This window comes from Marinobacter pelagius, assembly GCF_003315345.1.
Classification (GTDB): domain Bacteria; phylum Pseudomonadota; class Gammaproteobacteria; order Pseudomonadales; family Oleiphilaceae; genus Marinobacter; species Marinobacter pelagius_A.
This window is the reverse complement of the sequence record NZ_QNRO01000002.1, coordinates 365,484-387,809: the sequence shown is the minus strand read 5'-3', so window position 1 is coordinate 387,809 and position 22,326 is coordinate 365,484. Positions and strand designations below refer to the sequence as shown.

General features: G+C 60.6%; 23 protein-coding genes. 16 read left to right on the top strand and 7 right to left on the bottom strand.

The window, feature by feature from the left end:
- Positions 1-117 precede the first annotated feature (117 nt).
- The 9 genes from DET50_RS03955 to DET50_RS03915 all read left to right on the top strand — a co-directional run bounded on the left by DET50_RS03955 (position 118) and on the right by DET50_RS03915 (position 8,431).
- Positions 118-1,845, top strand: a complete 1,728-nt coding sequence (locus DET50_RS03955; RefSeq protein ID WP_113861564.1) for a nitrite reductase — start codon at positions 118-120, stop codon at positions 1,843-1,845.
- A gap of 27 nt (positions 1,846-1,872) precedes the next feature.
- Entirely contained in the window at positions 1,873-2,337 is a 465-nt protein-coding gene (locus DET50_RS03950; RefSeq protein ID WP_113861563.1) for an AsnC family transcriptional regulator, read from the top strand.
- A gap of 53 nt (positions 2,338-2,390) precedes the next feature.
- Entirely contained in the window at positions 2,391-2,873 is a 483-nt protein-coding gene (gene ahbB / locus DET50_RS03945) for a siroheme decarboxylase subunit beta (RefSeq protein WP_181799924.1), read from the top strand.
- Positions 2,857-3,348 (top strand): Lrp/AsnC family transcriptional regulator, encoded by a 492-nt coding sequence (locus DET50_RS03940; RefSeq protein WP_113861562.1) that lies wholly within the window; start codon positions 2,857-2,859, stop codon positions 3,346-3,348. Before ahbB (DET50_RS03945) ends, DET50_RS03940 begins: the two co-directional genes overlap by 17 nt.
- Positions 3,323-3,871: a siroheme decarboxylase subunit beta gene (gene ahbB / locus DET50_RS03935; RefSeq protein ID WP_181799921.1), complete on the top strand. Its 549-nt coding sequence runs from the start codon at positions 3,323-3,325 to the stop codon at positions 3,869-3,871. Before DET50_RS03940 ends, ahbB (DET50_RS03935) begins: the two co-directional genes overlap by 26 nt.
- Positions 3,859-5,055: a heme d1 biosynthesis radical SAM protein NirJ gene (nirJ, locus tag DET50_RS03930; RefSeq protein WP_113861561.1), complete on the top strand. Its 1,197-nt coding sequence runs from the start codon at positions 3,859-3,861 to the stop codon at positions 5,053-5,055. The genes ahbB (DET50_RS03935) and nirJ overlap by 13 nt, the downstream gene beginning before the upstream one ends.
- An 11-nt stretch (positions 5,056-5,066) precedes the next feature.
- Entirely contained in the window at positions 5,067-5,903 is an 837-nt protein-coding gene (gene cobA / locus DET50_RS03925; protein ID WP_113861560.1) for a uroporphyrinogen-III C-methyltransferase, read from the top strand.
- A 37-nt stretch (positions 5,904-5,940) separates the two neighbouring features.
- Positions 5,941-7,458, top strand: a complete 1,518-nt coding sequence (locus DET50_RS03920) for a nitrite reductase (RefSeq protein ID WP_258546035.1) — start codon at positions 5,941-5,943, stop codon at positions 7,456-7,458.
- A 262-nt stretch (positions 7,459-7,720) separates the two neighbouring features.
- Positions 7,721-8,431 (top strand): Crp/Fnr family transcriptional regulator, encoded by a 711-nt coding sequence (locus DET50_RS03915; RefSeq protein WP_113861558.1) that lies wholly within the window; start codon positions 7,721-7,723, stop codon positions 8,429-8,431.
- Between the two features lie 73 nt (positions 8,432-8,504).
- On the opposite strand, the gene wrbA is transcribed toward DET50_RS03915, so the two are convergent.
- Complete coding sequence (wrbA, locus tag DET50_RS03910; RefSeq protein ID WP_113861557.1) at positions 8,505-9,104, bottom strand: NAD(P)H:quinone oxidoreductase; 600 nt, start codon at positions 9,102-9,104, stop codon at positions 8,505-8,507.
- 186 nt (positions 9,105-9,290) lie between these two features.
- Between wrbA and trhA the strand changes: the two genes are divergently transcribed.
- On the top strand, positions 9,291-9,956 hold the full coding sequence (trhA, locus tag DET50_RS03905; RefSeq protein ID WP_113861556.1) for a PAQR family membrane homeostasis protein TrhA: 666 nt from the start codon (positions 9,291-9,293) through the stop codon (positions 9,954-9,956).
- Here trhA and DET50_RS03900 read toward each other — a convergent pair whose 3' ends face one another.
- On the bottom strand, positions 9,957-10,520 hold the full coding sequence (locus tag DET50_RS03900) for a Yip1 family protein (RefSeq protein ID WP_113861555.1): 564 nt from the start codon (positions 10,518-10,520) through the stop codon (positions 9,957-9,959).
- 74 nt (positions 10,521-10,594) lie between these two features.
- Between DET50_RS03900 and DET50_RS03895 the strand changes: the two genes are divergently transcribed.
- On the top strand, positions 10,595-11,746 hold the full coding sequence (locus DET50_RS03895; protein WP_113861554.1) for an NnrS family protein: 1,152 nt from the start codon (positions 10,595-10,597) through the stop codon (positions 11,744-11,746).
- A 255-nt stretch (positions 11,747-12,001) separates the two neighbouring features.
- Positions 12,002-13,594: an MFS transporter gene (locus DET50_RS03890; RefSeq protein ID WP_113861553.1), complete on the top strand. Its 1,593-nt coding sequence runs from the start codon at positions 12,002-12,004 to the stop codon at positions 13,592-13,594.
- A 95-nt stretch (positions 13,595-13,689) separates the two neighbouring features.
- Here DET50_RS03890 and DET50_RS03885 read toward each other — a convergent pair whose 3' ends face one another.
- The 3 genes from DET50_RS03885 to DET50_RS03875 form a co-directional block, all read right to left on the bottom strand.
- Positions 13,690-14,505: a class I SAM-dependent methyltransferase gene (locus DET50_RS03885; RefSeq protein WP_181799920.1), complete on the bottom strand. Its 816-nt coding sequence runs from the start codon at positions 14,503-14,505 to the stop codon at positions 13,690-13,692.
- 167 nt (positions 14,506-14,672) lie between these two features.
- A complete protein-coding gene (locus DET50_RS03880; protein ID WP_113861551.1) occupies positions 14,673-16,178 on the bottom strand; it encodes an MFS transporter in 1,506 nt (501 codons plus the stop codon).
- Positions 16,179-16,223: 45 nt separating this feature from the next.
- Entirely contained in the window at positions 16,224-16,685 is a 462-nt protein-coding gene (locus tag DET50_RS03875; RefSeq protein WP_092006609.1) for a universal stress protein, read from the bottom strand.
- A 278-nt stretch (positions 16,686-16,963) separates the two neighbouring features.
- Here DET50_RS03875 and DET50_RS03870 point away from each other — a divergent pair, with 278 nt between their 5' ends.
- Both DET50_RS03870 and DET50_RS03865 read left to right on the top strand, forming a co-directional pair.
- A complete protein-coding gene (locus tag DET50_RS03870) occupies positions 16,964-18,322 on the top strand; it encodes an MFS transporter (protein WP_113861550.1) in 1,359 nt (452 codons plus the stop codon).
- Positions 18,323-18,525: 203 nt separating this feature from the next.
- Positions 18,526-19,347: an ion transporter gene (locus DET50_RS03865; RefSeq protein ID WP_113861549.1), complete on the top strand. Its 822-nt coding sequence runs from the start codon at positions 18,526-18,528 to the stop codon at positions 19,345-19,347.
- Here the strand turns inward: DET50_RS03865 and DET50_RS03860 are convergent, their stop codons facing one another.
- Positions 19,348-19,725, bottom strand: a complete 378-nt coding sequence (locus DET50_RS03860) for a SirB2 family protein (RefSeq protein WP_113861548.1) — start codon at positions 19,723-19,725, stop codon at positions 19,348-19,350.
- Between the two features lie 126 nt (positions 19,726-19,851).
- Between DET50_RS03860 and DET50_RS03855 the strand changes: the two genes are divergently transcribed.
- Positions 19,852-21,036, top strand: a complete 1,185-nt coding sequence (locus DET50_RS03855; RefSeq protein ID WP_113861547.1) for an NnrS family protein — start codon at positions 19,852-19,854, stop codon at positions 21,034-21,036.
- A gap of 31 nt (positions 21,037-21,067) precedes the next feature.
- Here the strand turns inward: DET50_RS03855 and DET50_RS03850 are convergent, their stop codons facing one another.
- Positions 21,068-21,589 (bottom strand): SRPBCC family protein, encoded by a 522-nt coding sequence (locus DET50_RS03850; RefSeq protein ID WP_113861546.1) that lies wholly within the window; start codon positions 21,587-21,589, stop codon positions 21,068-21,070.
- A gap of 227 nt (positions 21,590-21,816) precedes the next feature.
- Here DET50_RS03850 and fabA point away from each other — a divergent pair, with 227 nt between their 5' ends.
- Positions 21,817-22,326 carry a bifunctional 3-hydroxydecanoyl-ACP dehydratase/trans-2-decenoyl-ACP isomerase gene (fabA, locus tag DET50_RS03845; RefSeq protein WP_113861545.1) on the top strand — a complete coding sequence of 170 codons (510 nt, stop codon included), beginning with the start codon at positions 21,817-21,819 and terminating at the stop codon, positions 22,324-22,326.

The following is a 22,326-nucleotide window of genomic DNA, read 5'->3' as shown; positions in this document are numbered from 1 at the left end:
GGAACTCAACTACGGAGTCGATCTATCAACCATCTGAGGGTGGTATCAGATTGATGGGGTGAAGGTGCCCCATCAACCATTAAATCCGTATACCCTTAAATCCAAGGAGAGAACCTGATGAGAGTATCGCGCATAATCTTCAAACCCCTGGCTCTGGCGGTGGCCGTTGCGTCGTTTGGCGCCCTGGCTGCCACTGACGCCACCAAACACCCCGATGACCCTGCATCCACGGCCTACGAGGGCACGCCCAGCACCATTGCTCCGGAATCCGCCAAGGTCGTGCGCAGTCCCGGCGCGCCGGATCTGTCCGAAGCAGAATTCGAGAAAGCCAAGAAGATCTTCTTCCAGCGCTGCGCCGGCTGTCACGGCGTTCTGCGCAAGGGTGCCACCGGCAAACCCCTGACCCCGGATATCACCCAGGAACGGGGCCTCGACTATCTGAAAGCCTTCATCACCTATGGCTCCCCGGCAGGCATGCCCAACTGGGGTACGTCCGGCGACCTTACCGAAGATGAAATCGAGCTGATGGCCAAATACCTGATGCACGAACCACCGGAGCCACCGGAGTTCAGCCTGGCCGACATGAAAGCTACCTGGGAAGTACTGATCCCACCCGAGGACCGCCCCAAGGAGCAGATGAACGACCTGAACCTGAAAAACCTGTTCAGCGTGACGCTCAGGGACGCCGGCCAGATTGCCCTGATCGATGGTGACTCGAAGGAAATCGTCGAGGTGATTGATACCGGGTACGCGGTGCACATCTCGCGCATGTCTGCCTCCGGCCGTTACCTCTTCGTCATCGGACGGGACGCCCTGATCAACATGGTGGACCTGTGGATGGAGCATCCCGACACCGTGGCCAAGATCAAGGTCGGTCTTGAAGCCCGCTCGGTGGAAACCTCCAAATACAAGGGCTACGAGGACAAGTACGCCGTTGCCGGCACTTACTGGCCACCACAGTTCGTGATCATGGATGGCCAGACCCTGGAGCCCAAGAAAATCGTCTCCACCCGGGGCATGACCGTGGATACCCAGGAATACCATCCGGAACCACGGGTTGCCGCCATCGTGGCCTCCCACGAACATCCGGAGTTCATCGTCAACGTCAAGGAAACCGGCAAGATCAAGCTGGTGAACTATCAGGACCTGGACAACCTGAGCGTTGCCACCATCGATGCCGCCCGGTTCCTGCATGACGGTGGCTGGGACAGCAGCATGCGGTACTTCATGACTGCCGCCAACCAGTCCAACAAGATCGCGGTGGTCGATTCCAAAGAGCGTGAACTTGAGGCTCTGGTGGAAGTGGGCAAGATCCCCCATCCCGGCCGTGGCGCCAACTTCGTAGACCCGGAGCACGGTCCGGTCTGGGCAACCAGCCATCTTGGCGATCCGACCATCCAGCTGATCGGCACAGACCCCGAGGGTCATCCCGACAAGGCCTGGAAAGTGGTCCGTACGCTCAACGGCCAGGGTGGCGGTTCGCTGTTCATCAAGACCCATCCGAAGTCCGACAACCTGTATGTGGACACGGCTCTGAATCCGGCCGAGGCCGTCAGCCAGAGTGTTGCGGTTTATGACATCAACAATCTGGAAGCCGGCTACGAGGTACTGCCGATTGCCGAGTGGGCCGACCTGGGCGAAGGGCCCAAGCGCGTGGTTCAACCGGAGTACAACGTGGCCGGTAACGAAGTCTGGTTCTCCGTGTGGAACGGCAAGGAGCAGACCTCTGCCCTGGTGGTTGTCGATGACAACACACGCGAGCTGAAGAAGGTGATCAAGGACGAACGGCTGGTGACCCCCACCGGCAAGTTCAACGTCTACAACACCCAGCACGACGTGTACTGACCCGTTTCCGGCCCGGAGGACAGACCAATGAGACTGGATAGTACTGACAAGCAACTGATCAACCTGTACCAGCGGGATCTCCCGGTGTGTGAACGCCCATACCTGGAGATGTCCCGACAACTGGGCATCTCCGAGGGTGAGGTTATCGATCGTTTGCAGGCACTCCAGTCCGATCAGGTCGTCAGCCGGGTCGGACCGGTCTTCGAACACCGGCGGGCAGGCGCCAGCATGCTTGCCGCGGTGGCCGCACCGGAGGAACAGATGGACCTGGTGGCTGCCCGTATCAATCGTGCTCCGGGGGTCAATCACAACTACGCCCGGGAACACACCTACAACCTCTGGTTCGTCATGACCGCACCGGATGAAGACACCCTTGATGAGCGGCTCGACGAACTGGAACACCAGCTGCGCCTGCCGATGCTAAGACTCCCCATGGTCGAGGGTTACCACATCGATCTGGGCTTCGACATCGACTGGGAGGCGTTACCGTGAACACCTCCATTGATTACCTGGGGGTGGTACCGGAAGTGGCCGGCCAGGGGCCGATCAGCGCCTGGGGGCTGTTACGGCTTCGACAGCGGCTGGAGCATGGGCTACCCCTGACCGCCCGGCCCTGGCAGACCCTTGCCGAGCAAACCGGCCTGACCGAACAGGAAGTCATGACCGCCGTGGACCAGTGGCAGGACCAGGGCCTGATCAAAAGGCTCGGCCTGGTGGTGAAACACCGCACCCTGGGCTACACCGCCAACGCCATGGTGGTCTGGAACGTGCCGGACCGCTGGGTCACGTCCGTTGGTGAGGCTATCGCCGGAGCACCCTTCGTAACCCTGTGCTATCAACGCCCTCGCCGGTTGCCGGACTGGCCCTACAACCTGTTCTGCATGATTCATGGCGTCGATCGCAACCGGGTGTTGTCCCAGATCGACAGTCTCATCGCCGACAAGCACCTTCAGGATTTTCCCCACGCGGTGCTGTTCAGCACCAAAGCCTACCGCCAACGGGGAGGCCGTTATGTCAGCCATGATTGAGCGCCCGCGCCGGGAGGCGCAGCTCCCGGCATTCACCGATCTGGAGAAAGACGTGATCAACCGGCTCCAGCACGGCCTGCCCCTGGTTGCCCGTCCTTACCTGGCGGTGGCAGAAGAGCTCGGAATCAGCGAACAGGCTCTGCTCGACACTCTCGAAAGACTGCTCGACGAGCGTGTCTTTACCCGCTTCGGCCCGATGTTCAATGCCGGCGAAATGGGTGGTGGCCTGACGCTCGCGGCGATGCGCGTTGCCGAACCGGACTTCGACCGGGTCGCCAGCCAGGTCAACGCCTTTGATGAAGTGGCTCATAACTATCGCCGGGAACATGAACTGAACATGTGGTTCGTTCTGGCGACCGAGACCGGTGAAGGTATCGCCGAGGTGATCGAACAGATCGAGGCGCGCACGGGATACCCGGTCTACAACATGCCCAAGGAGGAGGAGTTCCATGTCCGTCTCCACTTTCCCGTCTGAGCAGACCGCCGTCACCAGTTACCAGCTCTGCGCCACCGACCGGCAACTGATCCTGGCCACCCAGGCGGGCCTGCCATTGACCACCAATCCCTGGGCCACCCTGGGCGAGCAACTGGGCATCCCGGCGGAGGACGTTCTGGCGCGGTTCCAGCGCATGCAGGATGCCGGCGTGTTACGGCGGGTGGCCGCAGTGCCCGATCACTACAAACTCGGCTACCGCTTCAACGGCATGACCGTCTGGGACATCCATGACGAAGCCGTCCCGGAAATGGGTCAGCGCGTCGGCGAACTGCCCTTTGTCAGCCACTGCTACCGCCGCCCGAGACACCTGCCGTGGTGGGCCTACAACCTGTTTGCCATGGTCCACGGTACCAGCCGGCAGGAAGTGGAAGACAAGGCAAGTCAGATCAGAGACCTGCTGGCAGAGACCTGTTCCGGCCACACCATCCTGTACAGCTCGGCGATTCTCAAGAAAACCGGCTTACGACTGAAAAAGCAGGGAGATGCCCCATGTTCCGAATGACCCGCTACATCAAGAGCCTGATGCAGCCGACCCCGGTGCGTCCGGTTCCGAAGCCCTCCGGCCCGGTGGTGATCTGGAACCTGATCCGCCGCTGCAATCTCACCTGCAAACACTGCTATTCCATCTCGGCGGACATCGACTTCAAGGGCGAGCTGAGCACCGAGGAAGTCTACGCCACCATGGACGACCTCAAGGCCTTCGGCGTGCCGGTACTGATCCTCTCCGGCGGAGAACCGCTGATGCGCCCGGACATCTTCGAGATCTCCCACCGGGCCAAGGCCATGGGTTTCTACGTCGGCCTGTCCACCAACGGCACCCTGATCACCGAAGACAACATCGGCAAGATTGCCGGGGTGGGCTACGACTACGTCGGCATCAGCATCGATGGCCTGGAGCAAACTCACGACACCTTCCGCCAGAAAAAAGGCGCGTTCCGGGAATCCATGCACGCCGTGGCCCTGTGCAAGCAGGCAGGTATCAAGGTGGGCCTGCGCTTTACCCTGACCCAGGACAACTACCCGGAACTGCCGGCCATGCTCGACATGCTGGACGAGCACCACATCGACAAGTTCTACCTGTCGCACCTGAACTACTCCGGCCGGGGCGGTCGCAACCGCAAACGCGACGCCTGGTACGACATGACCCGAGACGCCATGAACCTGCTGTTCAACCACTGCCACGACGAGCTCAAGCGTGGTATCGAGCGGGAATACGTCACCGGCAACAATGACGCCGATGGCCCCTTCCTGATCGAATGGGCCAAGGAACACTACCCCGACCAGGTACCGGCCCTGACGCAGCGCCTGACCAACTGGGGTGGCAATTCCTCCGGCGTCAACATTTCCAACATCGACAACCTGGGCGTCGTGCACCCGGATACGTTCTGGTGGGACTACAACCTGGGCAATGTCCGGCAAACCCCGTTCTCGACAATCTGGTCCGATGCCCGGGATCCCCTGATGCAGGGTTTCCGCCAACACCCGAGACCGGTCAAGGGTCGATGCGCCGGGTGCAAATACCTTGGCATCTGCAACGGCAACACCCGGGTGCGGGCCTACAACATCTCCGGTGACTTCTGGGAAGAAGACCCCGGCTGTTACCTGACCAACGAGGAAATCGGTGTGGTGGATGCGCCCCGACGTGTGGCCGCCCCGGTGACAGAAATTCCGGTACACAACCTGTGAGGAGTGGCGCCATGACCCCCAATCCAAGGAAGAAATGCCTGGTGGAATTCCAGCTCGCGGAGCAGCCGCTGCGCCCCGGTGAAGTCGCCATTGTCGGCGCCGGCCCCGGCGATCCCGGCCTGCTGACCCTTCGGGCCCTGATGCTGATTCAGCAGGCGGACGCCATTGTCTATGACCGCCTGGTGTCGCCCCAGATCATGGAACTGGTCAACCCAGGTGCCGACCGCATCCACGTGGGCAAAGCCAGCGGCTGCCATTACGTGCCCCAGGAGGAGACCAACGAATTGCTGGTCAAACTGGCCACCGGCAAACGCAGAGTGGTCAGGCTCAAGGGCGGCGACCCGTACATCTTCGGCCGTGGCGGCGAAGAGGCGGAGGTGCTGGTGGATAACGACATCGATTTCCAGGTCGTCCCTGGCATCACATCCGCCGCCGGCTGCGCCTCCTATTGCGGCATCCCCCTCACCCACCGGGACTATGCCCAGAGCGTGACGTTCGTTACCGGCCATCGCAAAGCCGACCACTCTCTTGAGCTGAACTGGGCCGTACTCGCCGCTCCGGGCCAGACCCGCGTGTTCTACATGGGTCTGCACAACGCCCCGACCATTGTCCGGGAACTGACTGCCCATGGCCTTGCGGCCGACTGCCCGGCAGCCCTGGTGGAGCGCGGGACCACGCCCCTGCAGCACATGACAGTGACCACCCTTGAGGACCTTGAAGACACCATCCGCCGGGAAGACTTCCAGCCACCGACACTGATTATCGTCGGCGATGTGGTCAAACTGGCCGACAAACTGGCCCGGCCAGCCCAGGCGGGGTGGGACAGCGCCCTGACCCGCCCGGCCTGAGCAGCACCCGACAACCCGGAACATGGAGCCATCCCCGGTGACGCAACACAGACTACCAATCAGCCAGACCCTGAAATCCGCCCTGCTGCTGGGTGCCAGCCTGCTTGCTGCCCCGGCCCTGAAGGCAGAGACCGGCGCGCAAACCGAAGCCATCTACCAGCAACACTGCGCCAGTTGCCACGGCACCGACCGGCTCGGCGGCATGGGCCCGGCCCTGTTGCCGGAAAACCTCTCCCGGCTACGCCAGGCCGAGGCCGAGAGCGTCATCGCCGCCGGCCGACCTGCCACCCAGATGCCCGCCTTTGGCGATACCCTGAGCCAGGAATCGGTCACGGCATTGGCCAACTTTATCTACCAGCCTCCGGAAGTCACGCCGGTCTGGGGCGAACAGGAAATCCTCAGCAGCCACCTGTTACCCCACCCGAAAGGCAGCCTTCCCGATGAGCCGGTGTTCGAAGCCGACATGATGAACCTGTTCCTGGTGGTGGAAATCGGCGACCACCACGTCACCGTACTTGATGGTGACACCATGGAGCCCATTCATCGCTTCGCGAGCCGCTACGCCCTGCATGGCGGCCCCAAGTACAGTCCGGATGGCCGCTACGTCTACTTTGGCTCCCGGGACGGCTGGATCACCAAATACGATCTGTACAACCTGAAAGTGGTGGCGGAAGTCCGCGCGGGCATCAACATGCGCAACATTGCCGTCTCCGCCGATGGCAACTATGTCATGGCCGCCAACTACCTGCCCCACACCCTGGTGCTGTTCGACGCCACCAACCTGGGACTCATGGATGTCATTCCGGTGGAAAACGGCACCGGTGACAGCTCCCGGGTCAGTGCCGTCTATGCCGCCCCACCGCGGGACAGCTTCATCGCCGCGCTCAAGGACATTCCCGAAGCCTGGGAAATCAGCGTGACCGACGCCAAGGTCAACGTTCGCCGGATGCAGATCGACACACTGCTGGACGATTTCTTCTTCGACCCCGGATACGAACACGTCATCGGCGCCGCCCGCGACGGCAAACGCGGCTATGTGATCAACCTCGACACCGGTAACACCATCGCCAAACTGCCGCTTCCCGGCATGCCCCACCTGGGCTCCGGCATCACCTGGGAATACAAGGGCCGACGCGTGATGGCCACACCCCACTTCCGCACTGGTGCGGTGTCCATCATCGACATGGACAACTGGGAAGTGATCAAGACCCTGGAAACCCAGGGCCCCGGTTTCTTCATGCGCAGCCACGAAAACTCCCCCTATGCCTGGGTGGATGTGTTCTTCGGCCCCAACAAGGACAAGGTCCACGTCATCGACAAAAAGACCCTGGAGATCGTCAAAACCCTGCAGCCTGCTCCGGGCAAGGTCGCTGCCCACGTGGAATTCGACCGCGATGGCAAGAAGCTGCTGCTGAGTGTATGGGACAAGGACGGCGCGGTCATCGTCTACGACGCCGACACCCTGGAGGAGGAAAAGCGCATTCCGATGAACAAGCCTTCCGGCAAGTACAACGTCTGGAACAAGATCAACTACGAGGAAGGGACCAGCCACTGAGGGCCCGCAGGAATGAAAATGGGGTCAGATGAAAGTCTTCATCAGACCCCGTTTTGGCAGTATCCGCTCAGAGCATGGGGCTCCGGGCTTGAAGTTGGGGTCAGATGAAAGCTTTCATCTGACCCCGTCTTGGCGGGCCTCTCCGCAGCCAAAAGCTACCAACCTAAATCGACTCAGTGAAAAAGCCTTAATGATTTAAGTCATTTCAAAAGATGCTTTTCTGATACCATAATTTACCCATAGTCCAATCGGGGTCAGAACCATGAACAGCATCTTCAGGCCAGACGTCTCCTCCGCCCCCTGCATGCTGGGCGAAAACAACCCTGACATCATTCAGCAGGACAGCGCTCCCGCTGAAGTCGCTCTGCTTAACGGCCTCAGCCGGGTGTTCGGTATTCGTCTGGGCAACGACCAGCACAGCCCGGAAGCCCGATTCCTCGGCGATCTGACCCGCCTGTTTCATCAGCGCCGGATAGACGGCGAGACGAACCTGGAAAAACACGATTCCCCCTGGGCGAATGTTTATCTCATCCAGTACGGCATCCTGAGGCTGTTCCGGGAAGCGCCCAACGGCAAAATCTCTGTACACCACTTCTTCTCCGAGGGCGACCTGGTATGGCCGGTGTTTGGCCGCAGCCGGACGGTGCGAAACACCCTGTGCCTGACCTCCAGCACCCCGGCCACCCTCTGGGTCGCGGATTTTGCCGCGTTCCGGTCTGCCATCCAGTCCCATGGCGATGGTCTCTGGCCCCGTTTTGCCCTGGCACTGACCGAGGAATTGGCGGAGCTGACCAGCATGAGGGAATTCCGGAAGCACACCATGCCGGCCAGCGAGCGCTACAGGTTATTGCTGGAGGAATATCCGGAGCTGGTTCGAAGAGTGCCGGACAATCAACTGGCGTCCTGGCTGGGAGTGGTACCGGCGACTTTCTCGCGCCTGAAAACCGGTGCCGCTGACCGGGCCGTTCGCTGATCCGGGCACAAAAAAGGGCAGCCAGGAATCCTGACTGCCCAAAACCGCTCAACGCTTTGCAGAGCAATATCGATTAACCGTGAAGCTTCACTGCCAGTTCAGCCACATGCTTGCCCTGGAAACGGGCAATGGCGATTTCCTTTTCACTCGGCTGACGTGAACCGTCCCCGCCGGCGATGGTGGTCGCGCCATAAGGGGTGCCACCGTTGGTCTCCGAAATGTCGAAAAACTCTGGAATGCCATAGCCCAGTGGCACGATGACCATGCCGTGGTGCGCCAGGGTGGTCCAGAAGGAGGTAATGGTCTGTTCCTGGCCGCCGCCGGTGCCGGTGGATGCGAATACACTTGCCACCTTGCCGTGCAGTTTGCCTTCGGCCCAAAGACCGCCGGTCTGGTCCAGGAAATTGCGCATCTGACCGGACATATTGCCGAAGCGGGTAGGCGTGCCGAAGATGATGGCGTCGTAGTTGGCCAGTTCCTGCGGGTCGGCGACCGGTGCATCCTGGTCCGCCTTGCCGCCGGCATTCTGGAATGCCTGCTCCGGCATGGTTTCCGGCACCCGTTTGATCACCACGTCCGCGCCTTCGACACTGCGCGCACCCTCGGCCACGGTTTCGGCCATGCTTTCAATGTGACCGTACATGGAATGGTAAAGGACAAGAACTTTCGCCATCGGTAACCTCCCGTTGTTTAAGTATATACGGAAGGTTACTGCCAGCTGGATGACCATGAAACCGGAAGTTTTCCGATGCCTTGTTCAGTTTTTCTGAACATGGTCACGGAATGTTCATCCGCCACCATTGCGTACAACTGTACGCTGAAGTACCTTAGACCAATGGCTAATCCGGAATCCCCAGCAATGACCCAGACACAAGAGACCGTTGACTCCATTCACCACCGCATCGAGGAGTGGCTGAACAGTGCCACCCATGGCATTGGCGCCCTGCTCAGCGTGATCGGCACGGTGGCGCTGATTGCCGGCGCAAGCCAGTCCGGCGATGCGTGGAAAATCGTCAGCTTCAGTATTTTCGGGGCCTCCCTGATCCTTCTGTACCTGGCCTCTGCGCTTTATCACGGCGCCCGACGGCCGGAGCTGAAGCGGGCCTTCAAGACCCTGGATCACTGCGCCATCTTCCTGTTGATCGCCGGTACCTACACACCGTTCCTTCTGGTAAACATGCGGGGCACCGTGGGCTGGACCCTGTTTGCGGTAATCTGGTCGCTAGCACTGACCGGGGTGATTCTGAAGGTCATCTTCAAGAACCGTTTCAAGCTGGCACGGGTAGGAATCTACATTGCCATGGGCTGGCTGATCACCTTTGCCTCATCGGACCTGGTGGCCAGTCTGAGTGAAACAGCGCTGAACCTGACCATCGCCGGCGGCGTTGTCTACACCGCCGGCGTGGCCTTCTACCTGGCAGACCGCATCCCCTACATGCACGCGGTCTGGCACCTGTTTGTCATCGGCGGCAGCGCCTGCCACTTCAGCGCCATCTACTACGGCGTTCTGCCGCACGTTGCCTGATCAGAACGCCCAGACCATGGCCATCAGCACACCCCAGGCCAGCAGGGACGCGGCCATAACGGTGTAGGTAGCCGACATCATCTCGACATCGTTGTCCTTGCGCTCACAGATTGAACGCAAGCCCTGATACACCAGCGCGCAGGAAAGGAACAGCCCGGCGAACACCGCTACCACGCTTACCGCCAGCGCCGGCACCAGCAACGCCAATGACGACAGCCACAGGGGCAGCGGCGCGATGGCGGCCAGGAGATAGGCATCCTGGTAACTGACTTCCAGCTTGTGGCTATCAAGCACGGCGTGGATCAGCCAGCCCATGACGAAGAACGTGAGCAGCTCCGCCAGGAACAGGATCGTGGTGATGAAGCGCCATTCCTTGCCACCAAAGCCCTGGATAAAACCGTCCCCGTACTGGGTACCGGCGTAATAGAGCAGGACCGGCGGCAGGAACGACATGGGTACCACCACGACCCAGGCCAGGAACGGAATGGACAAGTTCAGGCGCCGCAGTTCCGACCAGGCGCCATTGCCGGAGAATGGCAGACGGGCGAGTTGTGTAATATTCATGATGCACCTTTACAGATTGGCCTCCGATACTTTTAACTGTTAGCCCTGCACCACCTACCGGTCAAGGACAGCAGATGACCTCGGACAAGTCCGCCCGCCCCGCTAAAAATATTCATGCGTTCTGGCTGTTCTTTCCGGCTGCAGCCATTCTGGCTGCCTTGGCCGTGCCACTGTCTATCCACGGGGTATTGTCCGGCACTGGCTGGCCACCGGGACTTTTGGGAGCCGGTCACGCCCACGAACTGATCTTCGGTTTTGCCCTGGCGCTGATTGCCGGCTACACCCTTGGCCCCCAGCCCCGCCGGATACTGGCCACCCTGTTCATCCTGTGGCTGCTGGCACGAATCACCTGGCTGCTGGCGCCGGACAGCTGGACCGCACAAGTGCTGAGCCCCGCCTTTGCCCTGCTCCTGGCCCGTTGCGTAGTGCCCCGGTTCAACGCCGCCAAGAAATGGCGCAACAAAATAGCCGGCCCCCTGATCCTGGTGCTGTGCCTGATGGTGCCGGGTTTCTGGCTCACGGGAGTGGTCGGCCCCGACAGCCTGATGCCGGACCGGACCCGGCTCCTTCAGTCCTCCGTCCTCGGCCTGCTGCTGTTGATGACCTTTATGGGTGGAAGGATCATTGCGCCGGCGGTCGCCGGCACCCTGGAGAAGAAAGACATTCCCCTCGAGGCCAGGGTCCAGCCGAGGATTGAGGCAGCGCTGCTTGTTCTGCTGATCGCGGCCATGGGCCTGGCGATGGGCGCAGCCACTGAGAGATTGGCCGGTGCCGTGCTCCTGCCCGCCGCTTTGTTGGTTACTATCAGGATCCTCCGCTGGCGTCTTTGGCACTGCCCGGAGCGCCCGGATCTTCTGGTGTTTGCCGCCGGCTATCTCTGGCTTGCCGCCGGCGCCGGAGTCACCGGCACCCACCTGCTCGCCGGCATCCCCGCAATCCCGGCCCTGCACCTGATTACGGTGGGGGCCCTCGGCACGCTCTCCGCCAGCGTCATGCTGCGGCTGGCGTGGCAGCGGGCCTCCCGCTGCCCGCCCCCGGGATGGCAGCCAATTAGTCTGGCCGCCTTGATCGGACTGTCTGCGGTTTCTCGATACCTCGCTGGCCCCACACCCTTCGCCAGCCCCGGCTGGCTCTGGCTGTCTGCCGGGCTCTGGAGCGCGGCCTATCTGGGGGTCGCCCTGCAGCTTCTGATGCTTTATCGGCCCGCCCACAACCGCCGGAAATGATTGGCTACCCCTTCTGCGCCAGGGCCGTAAAAGGCTACCACTTTGTAAATATCACTCTTACAACCAATTGTTTTTAAAAGCCTTTAACAAGCCATCGAGACAACAGAACCAGGGTGCATTTTGGCACCACAATTCAATAAAAAGATTCCTTGACCAATATCAAGATTGGTTCCGCCACTTGATTTGCACAATGACACCAAACCCAAAGAGCCACGGGGTTCCGTGGTGCCAGGGCAGTAAATCAAGGAGCAGAAAATGGCCAAAACCAACGCAGACATCGAACACTGGGATGTCGAAAGTGAAGAGTTCTGGGAGCGGGAAGGCAAGCGCGTTGCCAGCCGCAACCTGTGGATCTCCATCCCCTGCCTGCTGATGGGCTTCGCCATCTGGCTGATGTGGGGCATGATCACCACCCAGATGAAGAACCTGGGATTCCCGTTCACGGTGGAACAGCTGTTTACCCTGAGCGCGATTGCCGGCCTCTCCGGCGCTACCCTGCGGATTCCGGCCTCGTTCATGATCAAGATTGCCGGTGGCCGTAACACGGTCTTCCTGACCACGGCACTGCTGATGCTGCCGGCGCTCGGTACCGGCATCGCGCTGATGAATCCGGGTACGCCATTCATCGTTTTCCAGGCCCTGGCGCTGCTCTCCGGTATCGGTGGTGGTAACTTCGCCTGCTCCATGAGCAACATCAGCGCCTTCTACCCCAAGAGCAAGCAGGGTTATGGCCTGGGCATGAACGCCGGGCTCGGTAACTTCGGCGTTACCACCATGCAGATCCTGATTCCGTTGGTAATGACAGTCGGTATCTTCGGCGCCCTCGCTGGCGATCCCATGCAATTGAAAAGCCCCAGTGGCACCCTGATCGGCCGCATTGATGCCGGCACCGACACCTGGATCCAGAACGCCGGCTTCATCTGGCTGGTGTTCCTGATCCCGCTGGCCTTTGCCGGCTGGTTCGGCATGAACAACCTGAAGGTGGTCACCCCGAACCCGGGCAACCCGATGTCCGCCTTCGGCAAGATCCTGGGACTTTATGGTGTGGGCCTCGTGACCTCCGTCATCGGCGTCTGGGCTCTGGGCATCCTGAATATGTGGATTGCCCTGCCGCTGACCATCATCCTGACCGTGGTCCTGCTGCGCCTGATTCCAGGTGATATCCAGCCCAACATCAAGAATCAGTTTGCCATCTTCAGTAACAAGCACACCTGGTCCATGACGGTGCTTTACATCCTGACCTTCGGCTCCTTCATCGGCTTCTCCGCAGCCCTGCCACTGTCCATCAGCGTTATCTTCGGCAACATGATGGAAGTAGGTGCCGACGGCACCATGACCCGCGTGGTCAACCCGGATGCCCCAAGCGCCCTGACCTGGGCCTGGATGGGACCGTTCGTGGGTGCACTGATCCGTCCGGTGGGAGGCTGGATTTCCGACAAGATGGGTGGCTCCATCGTGACCCAGATTATCTCCGTGGTCATGGTGGTCGCTTCAGTGGCAACCGGTTACGTGATGATGCTGGCCTACAACTCCACCGATCCGAACAGCTACTTCGCCCTGTTCCTGATCCTGTTCATCATCATGTTCGCCGCCAGCGGCATCGGTAACGGCTCCACCTTCCGCAGCATCGGCTTCATCTTCGACCAGCAGCAGAAAGGTCCGGTCCTGGGCTGGACCTCCGCCGTCGCCGCCTACGGCGCTTTCATTGCCCCAAGGGTGATGGGCCAGGAGATCCAGGCCGGCACCCCGGAGGTGGCCATGTACGGCTTCGCGGTGTTCTATGCGGTATGCCTGGTGGTTAACTGGTGGTTCTACCTGCGCAAGAACGCGTACATCAAGAACCCGTAAAACGGGACAGCAATGCCCTGCCCCCGCCGGCCTCCTTTTCGGGAGGCCGGCGTCTTTCTGCCTCTCAGCCCAACTCCTTTACCAGCCGGACGGTTTCAAGCTCTCACTGCAGTGGCGATATGAACCGGTAACGGGAATTCCACCGCGCCATCGGCCCCAATAAAGGCTGCCAGCGCTTGCTCGGCCTCCCGGGTCACCGTGCCAACGGTCTGGTCGTCCAGCCGGATCTGTGCAAAGGGGAACCAGCCCCTGACATCCGCCGCAACCATCGTGTCCACATCCGGGAAACGGGCCCTGCCTTCGGCCCTTGATATCACCACGTCATCAATACCCGCCCCGTTAAAGTACGATGCCAGCACATCGGTATCGCCCAGACTGAAGGGGCTGCGCAGGGCCTGTCCGACCTCCTCGGCCACCACACGGGCGTATATGTCCGCCAACGCCGCGTAGGCCGGCAGGGTATCGAGTGAATCAAACACGGCCACAGCAAGCCGCCCACCCGGGGCCAGTACCCGCCTCATTTCCCGCAGCGCACGCCCAGGGTCCGGGAACAGCATGAGTCCGAACTGGCTCACAACAGCGTCAAACTGCGCGTCTCCATAAGGCAACTGCTCTGCCGACCCTTCCTGCCAGTCGATGGCTGGATCCCCCTTCTTCCGTGCTACCGCCAGCATCGCCGGGTTGATATCCAGTGCCGAAACGGCACCCGCAGGACCAACCCGCTGTGCCAGGGCCCGGGCAAGGACACCCGTGCCGCAGGCAACATCCAGCACCCGCTGTCCTTCCCGGACCGACGCTGAATTCGCTACCGGTGCTGCCCACTGGCCGAACAAAGCCGGCACCAGCAGCTTGTCATAGGTTTCCGCGACCGTCTCAAACGGGTCGGCAGCTTCACGATCCTCCTTTTCCATGGCCATTGTCCTCCCTGGTCATGTTAAACGGACACTTCTCCGAAACAGGATCATTTCACCCTGCCCGATCGGTTGGACCATTTTTTTGGCCGGGTTACGCCCCGCCTTCCCAAATACAAAAAAGCCCGCCGGGATTGCTCCCGGCGGGCCTGTTCTCTCGGCAGATTTCAGTGGGTGGCAGCAGCAGCCTGGCGCAGGCGTTCCTCTTCCTCGATCTGGCGATCCACGGAAGAGACGTGGTACTCGTCAGAGAAACCGCTTTCCGGCTCCTTCAGCCACATCACGCACAGCACCCAGCTGATGAAGGCGCCGGCGGCGATGATGTAGAAGAACTGGGTCGGGGTGACGAAGGTGAAGATGGTGAGATAGACCACCGCGCCAACGTTACCGTAGGCCCCCGCCATCCCGGAGATCTGGCCGGTGAGCCGGCGCTTGATGGAGGGAATGATGCCGAAGGTGGCTCCCTCGGCACCCTGTACGAAGAAGGAGGTGAACACGGTAATACCGACGGCAATGATCAGCGGCCAGCTGGAGTTCATCAGACCCATCATGGCGAACCCGACGGCGATACCGAACATGTAGCTGAGCATCACGAAGCGACGGTTACCCATGCGGTCCGAGACCAGGCCACCCATGGGACGGGCCACCAGGTTCACGAAAGCAAAGGAGGCGGCAATCAGGCCGGCGGCGGTGGCACTCAGGCTCCAGGTTTCCTCGAAAAACATAGGCAGCATGGAGACCACCGCCAGCTCGGCGCCGAAGTTGGCGAAGTAGGTGCTGTTCAGGGCTGCGACGCTGTTGAATGGGTACTTGTCATCCTCTGGCACACCCTTTTTCAGGATGGGCACGTTGACCCGCAGAATCTGGACGATCTGGTAGCAGACGATGGCAAAAATCACCGCGTAGCAGATGATCGCACCGGTGGTGCTGAGGTAGCCCATGTTCTGGATGCGCCAGACCAGGATCGCCAGTACGCCCACCAGGGGAATGGTCCATAGAATCAGCTTGACCATGTCACCCCAGGTGCTCACTTCCAGGGCCACTGCCTTGCGGGGCTTGCGGTGCACGGTGCCGGCCGGACCGTCGGTGATGGCAAACCAGTAGTAGACGCCATAGGCCGCCATGACAATGGCGCTCTGAGCAATAGCCCAGCGCCAGCCATCCTCACCACCGTACATGTGCAGTGCAATGGTGGGCAGCGAGATGGCAGCGGCAGCGGAACCGAAGTTGCCCCAGCCTGCGTAGAAGCCTTCGGCAAAGCCGATGTCCTTGGGCTTGAACCACATGGCGGTCATGTGGATACCCACCACGAAGCTGGCACCGATGGAGCTGAGCACCAGGCGGCTGACCAGCAGCTGGATCATGGTGTTACCAAAGGCGAAGAACAGTGCCGGGATGGACATCAGCACCATCAGCACCGAGAACACCCGGCGCGGGCCGAACCGGTCCAGGGCCATGCCCACCACGATACGGGCCGGGATGGTCAGCGCCACGTTGCAGATGGCAAACAGGCGGAGGTCATCGGTGGTCAGCCAGTCCACGCTCTTGAGCATGCTGGACGCCAGTGGCGCCATGTTGAACCACACGTAAAAGGTAATGAAGAATGCAATCCAGGTCAGGTGCAGCGCCTTGATCTCGGCGTTCCTGAAGCGGAAGACGTCTGCGACTTTCATGTCAGCCTCCTCGGGCTATCAAACGGAATCTGGGTACTGGCCGGTTCAACGGCTCGGCAGGATCAGCAGCGGACACTGGATCCGGCGAGCGAGGAACGAACTCACGCTGCCGAAGGTCATGTAATCCAGTTCATCCACGAAATAGGTAAGCGAGCGGGCGATGAACCCACCGTCCGGCTCATGGCTGTGGCGGGCAATCACCAGCATGTCCGGGTGGATCTTTTTCTCGGCGGCGTACAGCAGCATCTTGCGGGGGTCACCCTCGAGCAGCATGGTCTCGGCGGCCACGTCCTCGTTCTGGCACACCTCCATGGCCTCATTCAGGTAGTCTTTAAGCTCGGTGACTTCCTGCTGGAACAGGTCTTCATTACCCGAGGTGATATCCCGGGGGTTTTCCGCCACGGCCACCAGGGTCAGCTGCGGTTTCAGGTCGCGAAACATGGTGATGGTCTGCGCCAGCGCGAGCCTGGCATTGCGCGAACCATCGTAGGCAATCATGATCTTCATGGGCTTCTCCGAAGGCAGGTATCCGCGCCCCCGAAAGGGGCATCAATTGATATCTGTCAGCCATTAGCCCACTTTCCATTCCCGCCATAATTGACGTAAATCAACGCTTCTGGCGCGTACCCCACGAGAGAAATCAAGTACCTATCCCCTTGCCGGCCAAACCCGTCGCTTTCCTACCACCACTGCATCCATCTGGAGGTACCTCCAATGCCCCGCATGAAAAAACCCTGTATTTGTTATGGTTAAAGCATCATCAAATGCTGGAATGGAGGGCAGCAATGACCACTACTCCGACACGACCACAGCAGTACCGGGCACTGGGTCTCTCGACCTTCTCGTTCACCCTGTGTTTTGCCGTGTGGACCATCTTTTCCATCATCGGGATCCGGATTGCCGAGGACCTGGGGTTATCAGATACCCAGCTTGGGCTGCTGATGGCTACCCCGATCCTCACCGGCTCCATCAGCCGGTTATTCCTGGGTATCTGGACCGACCGCTACGGCGGGCGCTGGGTATTCGGTATCCTGATGCTCACCACTGCCGCCTGCGTGTACCTGCTCACGTTCGCTACCACCTACCCGATGCTGCTGGTTGGCGCCCTGGGGGTGGGTCTGGCCGGTGGCTCGTTCATCGTCGGGGTGGCCTACACCGCCGCCTGGTTCGAGAAGGAACGCCAGGGCACGGCGCTGGGCATCTTCGGTGCGGGTAATGTGGGTTCTGCGGTGACCAACTTCGGCGCCCCATTCCTGCTGGTAGCCTTCGGCTGGGAGCAGACCGCCCAGATCTATGCCACGGTGCTGGCCATCATGGGCGTCGTGTTCATAATCCTGGCCAGGGAAGATCCGCTCGCTGCCGAGCGCAGTGGCGAGAAAGCCAAATCCTTCATGGAGCAGATGGAGCCGCTCAGGGAACTGCGGGTGTGGCGCTTTGCTCTCTACTACTTTTTCGTGTTCGGCGCCTTCGTGGCCCTGGCGCTCTGGCTGCCGCACTACCTGATCGGCGTGTACGGGTTGGACATCAAGACCGCCGGCATGATCGCCGCGCTGTATACCATTCCCGCTTCCCTTTTCAGAGTCCTGGGAGGCTGGCTGTCGGATCGTTTTGGCGCCAGGCGGGTGATGTACTGGACGTTCGGTGCCTCGGTCATCTGTACCTTCCTGCTCAGCTACCCGCCCACGGATTACGTGGTGCACGGTATCGAGGGGGATATCCGGTTCACGCTGGACATGAGCCTGGCGATGTTCGTGGTGCTGATCTTCACCCTCGGCTTCTTCATGTCCCTGGGAAAGGCCGCGGTGTACAAGCACATTCCGGTGTATTACCCGATGCATGTGGGCGCCGTGGGCGGTGTCGTGGGTATGATCGGGGGCCTGGGCGGCTTCATCCTGCCGCTGACTTTCGGGGCCCTTAATGACATCACCGGAATCTGGCAGAGCTGTTTCATGCTGATGTTCGTGATCGTGGCCGCCGCACTGGTCTGGATGCACTACGCCATCCGCACCGCGGAACGGGAAGAGTGGGCCGCCAACGAAGAGCGGACCGACCTGCCGGAACTGGCCACGCCGCATCTGTTCTACCCGCTGAACCGCCCGCACCACCAGCCTCCGGTCGGCAAGACACCACCGAAACGGGACTGACACGGGTTCTCTCCGGCAAGCCTCGCTTGCAAGTGTGCGCCCCCGGTTTCCGGGGGCTTTTTTCTCGCATGCCCGGCGGTCTGACCAGGTGAACTCACCCTCGGCCACGCCTGAGCCAAACGTGACATCAGGGTAAATACCCTACCCCCAAACCTCGCCAGCCATTAGAATTGGCGCCGGTTTTCTTTACGCGGAGCTCCAGCATGCCCCCGGAACTGAGTCCTGTTGCCGGTTTCAACACCTTGCGCCGAATCGAATCCAGCAGAATCTTTCAGGGCGCGGTCATTGCCATCATCATCCTGTCGGCCCTGACCATCGGCGCCAAGACCTATGACCTGCCACCGCTGGTGGAGCAGAGTCTGACGGTCATGGACAACGCCATCACCGTATTCTTCCTGATCGAGATCCTGTTCCGGTTTGCCGCCTGCCCGACCAAGCGCCGGTTCCTGCTCGATGGCTGGAACCTGTTCGACACCATCGTGGTGATCGGCAGCCTGATCCCGCTGGACAATTCCGAGGCCGTGTTACTAGGCCGTCTGCTGCGGGTGTTCCGGGTCCTGCGCCTGGTCTCCGTGTTGCCGGAGCTCCGGTTCCTGATCAACTCCCTGCTCAAGGCCATCCCGCGCATGGGCTACATCGCCCTGCTGATGTTCATCATTTTCTACATCTACGCCGCCATGGGCGCCCTGTTCTTTGCGGATGTGGATAAGGAGCTGTGGGGGGACGTCGCGATTGCCATGCTCACCCTGTTCCGGGTCGCGACGTTCGAGGACTGGACCGATGTAATGTATGCCACCATGGAGCAATACCCGCTCAGCTGGCTGTACTACCTCACCTTCATCTTCCTGACCGCGTTCGTGTTCCTGAACATGATGATCGGCGCCATCCTCGAGGTCATGAGCGAGGAACAGAATGCCAAGCAGGCCCAGAAGGCCCACGATGAACGGGATGAAATCGCCCGTCAGCTCCAGTCAGTGCAGGCGCAGTTGCAGGAGCTGACCCGGACGATCTCGGAGCGGCGCTGATCAGCTGAATACCGGCTTGGTCATGGCCAGATGGAAAATGGCTGCAATCTGGACAAACGCCAGAATGGCCGCCACTACCCGGGTTGGGCTGCCCAGGGTGGTTTTCAGGGCAAACAGACCCGCGATGATGTAGCCGACCAGCAGGAAGATCTTGGCGGTCAGCCAGCCGTGAACGAAGGGCATCCAGGGTGTCACGAACAGCAGGCTGATGGCCGCGACCAGCAGGAGGGTGTCGTTGGCGTGGGGAATCCAGCGCAGCGGCGTACGCCGCCATTCCGGCCGGCCGACGGCATCCAGCAGCAATCTCAGGGCAAACAACACCACCGTGATGTACGCTGTAGTCATGTGCAGATGTTTCAAGATCAGGTAAGCACTCATAAGACTTCCATTCTGAATCAATGTGATAGAGGCATTGTACGCAAAGATACCCGGTTGGGGGTATGGTCATTTCCGGCACAAGGCAATAACATATAATGTAAATATATGTATTAATGGAGGCCCGCCATGCAGGCAATCCCGACCTCGGCGACCACGAATGCCGCCAGCATCCCCCAGTTATTCAGCTATCCGTTCCGCATCTTCTTCCTGTCCATGGCCCTGCTGGCCCTGCTGATGGTTCCGGTGTGGGTCATGCAGGTAACCGGCGTGCTGAACCTGCCCCTGGCCATGCCCGGTCTGTTCTGGCACCAGCATGAAATGCTGTTCGGATTCCTGAGCGCGGCCATTGCCGGCTTTTTGCTGACCGCGGTCTGTGTCTGGACCGGCACCAACCGGACCCACGGAGCCAGGCTGGTGGCGCTCTGGGGCGTCTGGCTCGCCGGCCGCCTGCTGCTTGCCTTCGGTGGTGGTCTGCCGGACTGGCTGGTGCACACGGTCAACCTGGCGTTCCTGCCCCTGGTCATGATTGATGCGGGCTGGCGCGTCTGGCACGCCCGGCAGAAGCGGCAACTGATGATCCTTGTGGTTCTGGGCCTGCTCTGGCTGATGCAGATCGGGTTCGTGCTGCGTCTGGACATGACCTACAGCTACGGCGCCCTGATCATGGCCATGGCACTGATCAGCATCATCGGCGGGCGCATCACCCCGGCCTTTTCCGGTGGCTGGTTACGCCAGCGCGGTCTCGATGCCTCCGGAATTCGCATGATACCCGCGCTGGACATGGCTACCCTGTTCTCCATGATCCTGCTGATGGCGACCCTGGTCACCGGCTGGCACACCGTAGCCGGATTGCTCGCCATCGTGTCCGCAACGCTGATGCTGGTGCGAATGGCCGGCTGGAAGGGCTGGCAGGTCCGCAAGGAACCGCTGTTGTGGATCCTGCATCTGTCCATCCTCTGGGTTCCGGTGGCGCTGGCGTTGCTCGCCGGCACCCTGCTGGCCGGATGGCCCTCCAATGCCTGGAGCCACGCCGCCGGCACCGGGGCCGTCAGCTGTCTCATCCTCGGCGTGATCGCCCGGGTTTCCCTCGGCCACACCGGCCGGCCACTGGTATTGCCACGGGGCATGGTGCTGGCATTCATTGCCATTCACCTGGCCGCGCTGATCCGGGTACTCACGGCGCTGGAAATCATTCCCTGGCACCCGGGCATCGGCAGCAGCACCGTATTGTGGTTCGTCGCGTTCGGACTGTTTTTGATCCGCTACACCGGGGTATTGGCTTCACCACGGCCGGACGGAAAAGAAGGATAAGTCAGGAAGGAAAAAAACAAGCTGGCTGCCTTCAGGCAGCCAGCTTTTCTTTTGCCAGTTCGGAGAAGACCGCGCGGGCCTGCCGGAACCGGTCTGCAGGAAAGTGAATACTGATACCTTCGAGGGCGGCCATCAGCATTTCAAGGTGCGCATCCCAACCAGCGCAGGCAATGGGCACGAGCTCATCATTGGGCAGCGACAGAGTCAGCATAAGCCGGGTTGCCTCACCGGATTCGAGCGGATCAAGTTTCCAGGTCAGCGGCCGCTCCGGGTCATCACCCGCACTCCAGGAATAGGCCAGCAGATGTGGTGGCTCACAGGCCCGGATGTGGCAGTCGATGGGTGTTCCGCTGTTGCCAAATTCCAGCTGTACCCGGCCACCCGGCCGCTGCTCGATGACGCCCGGGGCCAGCCAGCTGGCCAGATGCACGGAATCGGTTAACATCTCCCACACCCGTGCCGGGGAATGCTCAATCTGCCGTTCCAGTTGAATCTCGACCCGGTCACCCTGCAGCACCAGATCGCCCTCGATTGCCAGTTCTTCGCCATTCATAGATACCTCCGGGGAATCCCGTTTAATGACGATTCCAGATTCAGGTTCGGATCAGGCTAGCAAAGGCACGGCAGAGGGTCTTTGATGACTGTCAATTGGCCCTTCCCGGGGCTCCGCCCCCCCAAATCAGACAATCAACCGGCAATCATCCACTAAAGGTCAATAGCACCGGCCGGAATAGGCGCTAAAGTATGAGTAAATCATTTTGTAACTGAGACACTGGCACTATGAACCCGGATCATTTTGACAAAGAAGACCTGATCAAGTGTGGCCATGGCGACCTGTTCCCCGGCAACATGCGCCTGCCCATTGACCAGATGCTGATGTTCGACCGCATCACTCACATCGCCGACGATGATGGCCTGTTTGGCAAGGGCAGCATCGTGGCCGAACTGGACATCAACCCGGACCTCTGGTTCTTCAAGGTTCACTTTGTTGATGACCCCGTCATGCCCGGCTGCCTGGGCCTCGATGCCATGTGGCAACTGGTCGGGTTCTTCCTGGCCTGGGGTGGTGGCGAAGGCAAGGGCCGCGCGCTCGGTTCCGGTGAAGTGAAATTTACCGGCCAGGTGCTGCCCACCGCCAAGAAGGTAACCTACCGCCTGGATCTCAAGCGCGTGATCCGGCGCAAGCTGACCATGGCGATTGCCGATGGCCGGATGGAAGTGGATGGCCGGGAAATCTACACCGCCAAGGACCTCCGGGTTGGCATGTTCACCTCGACCGATGATTTTTAG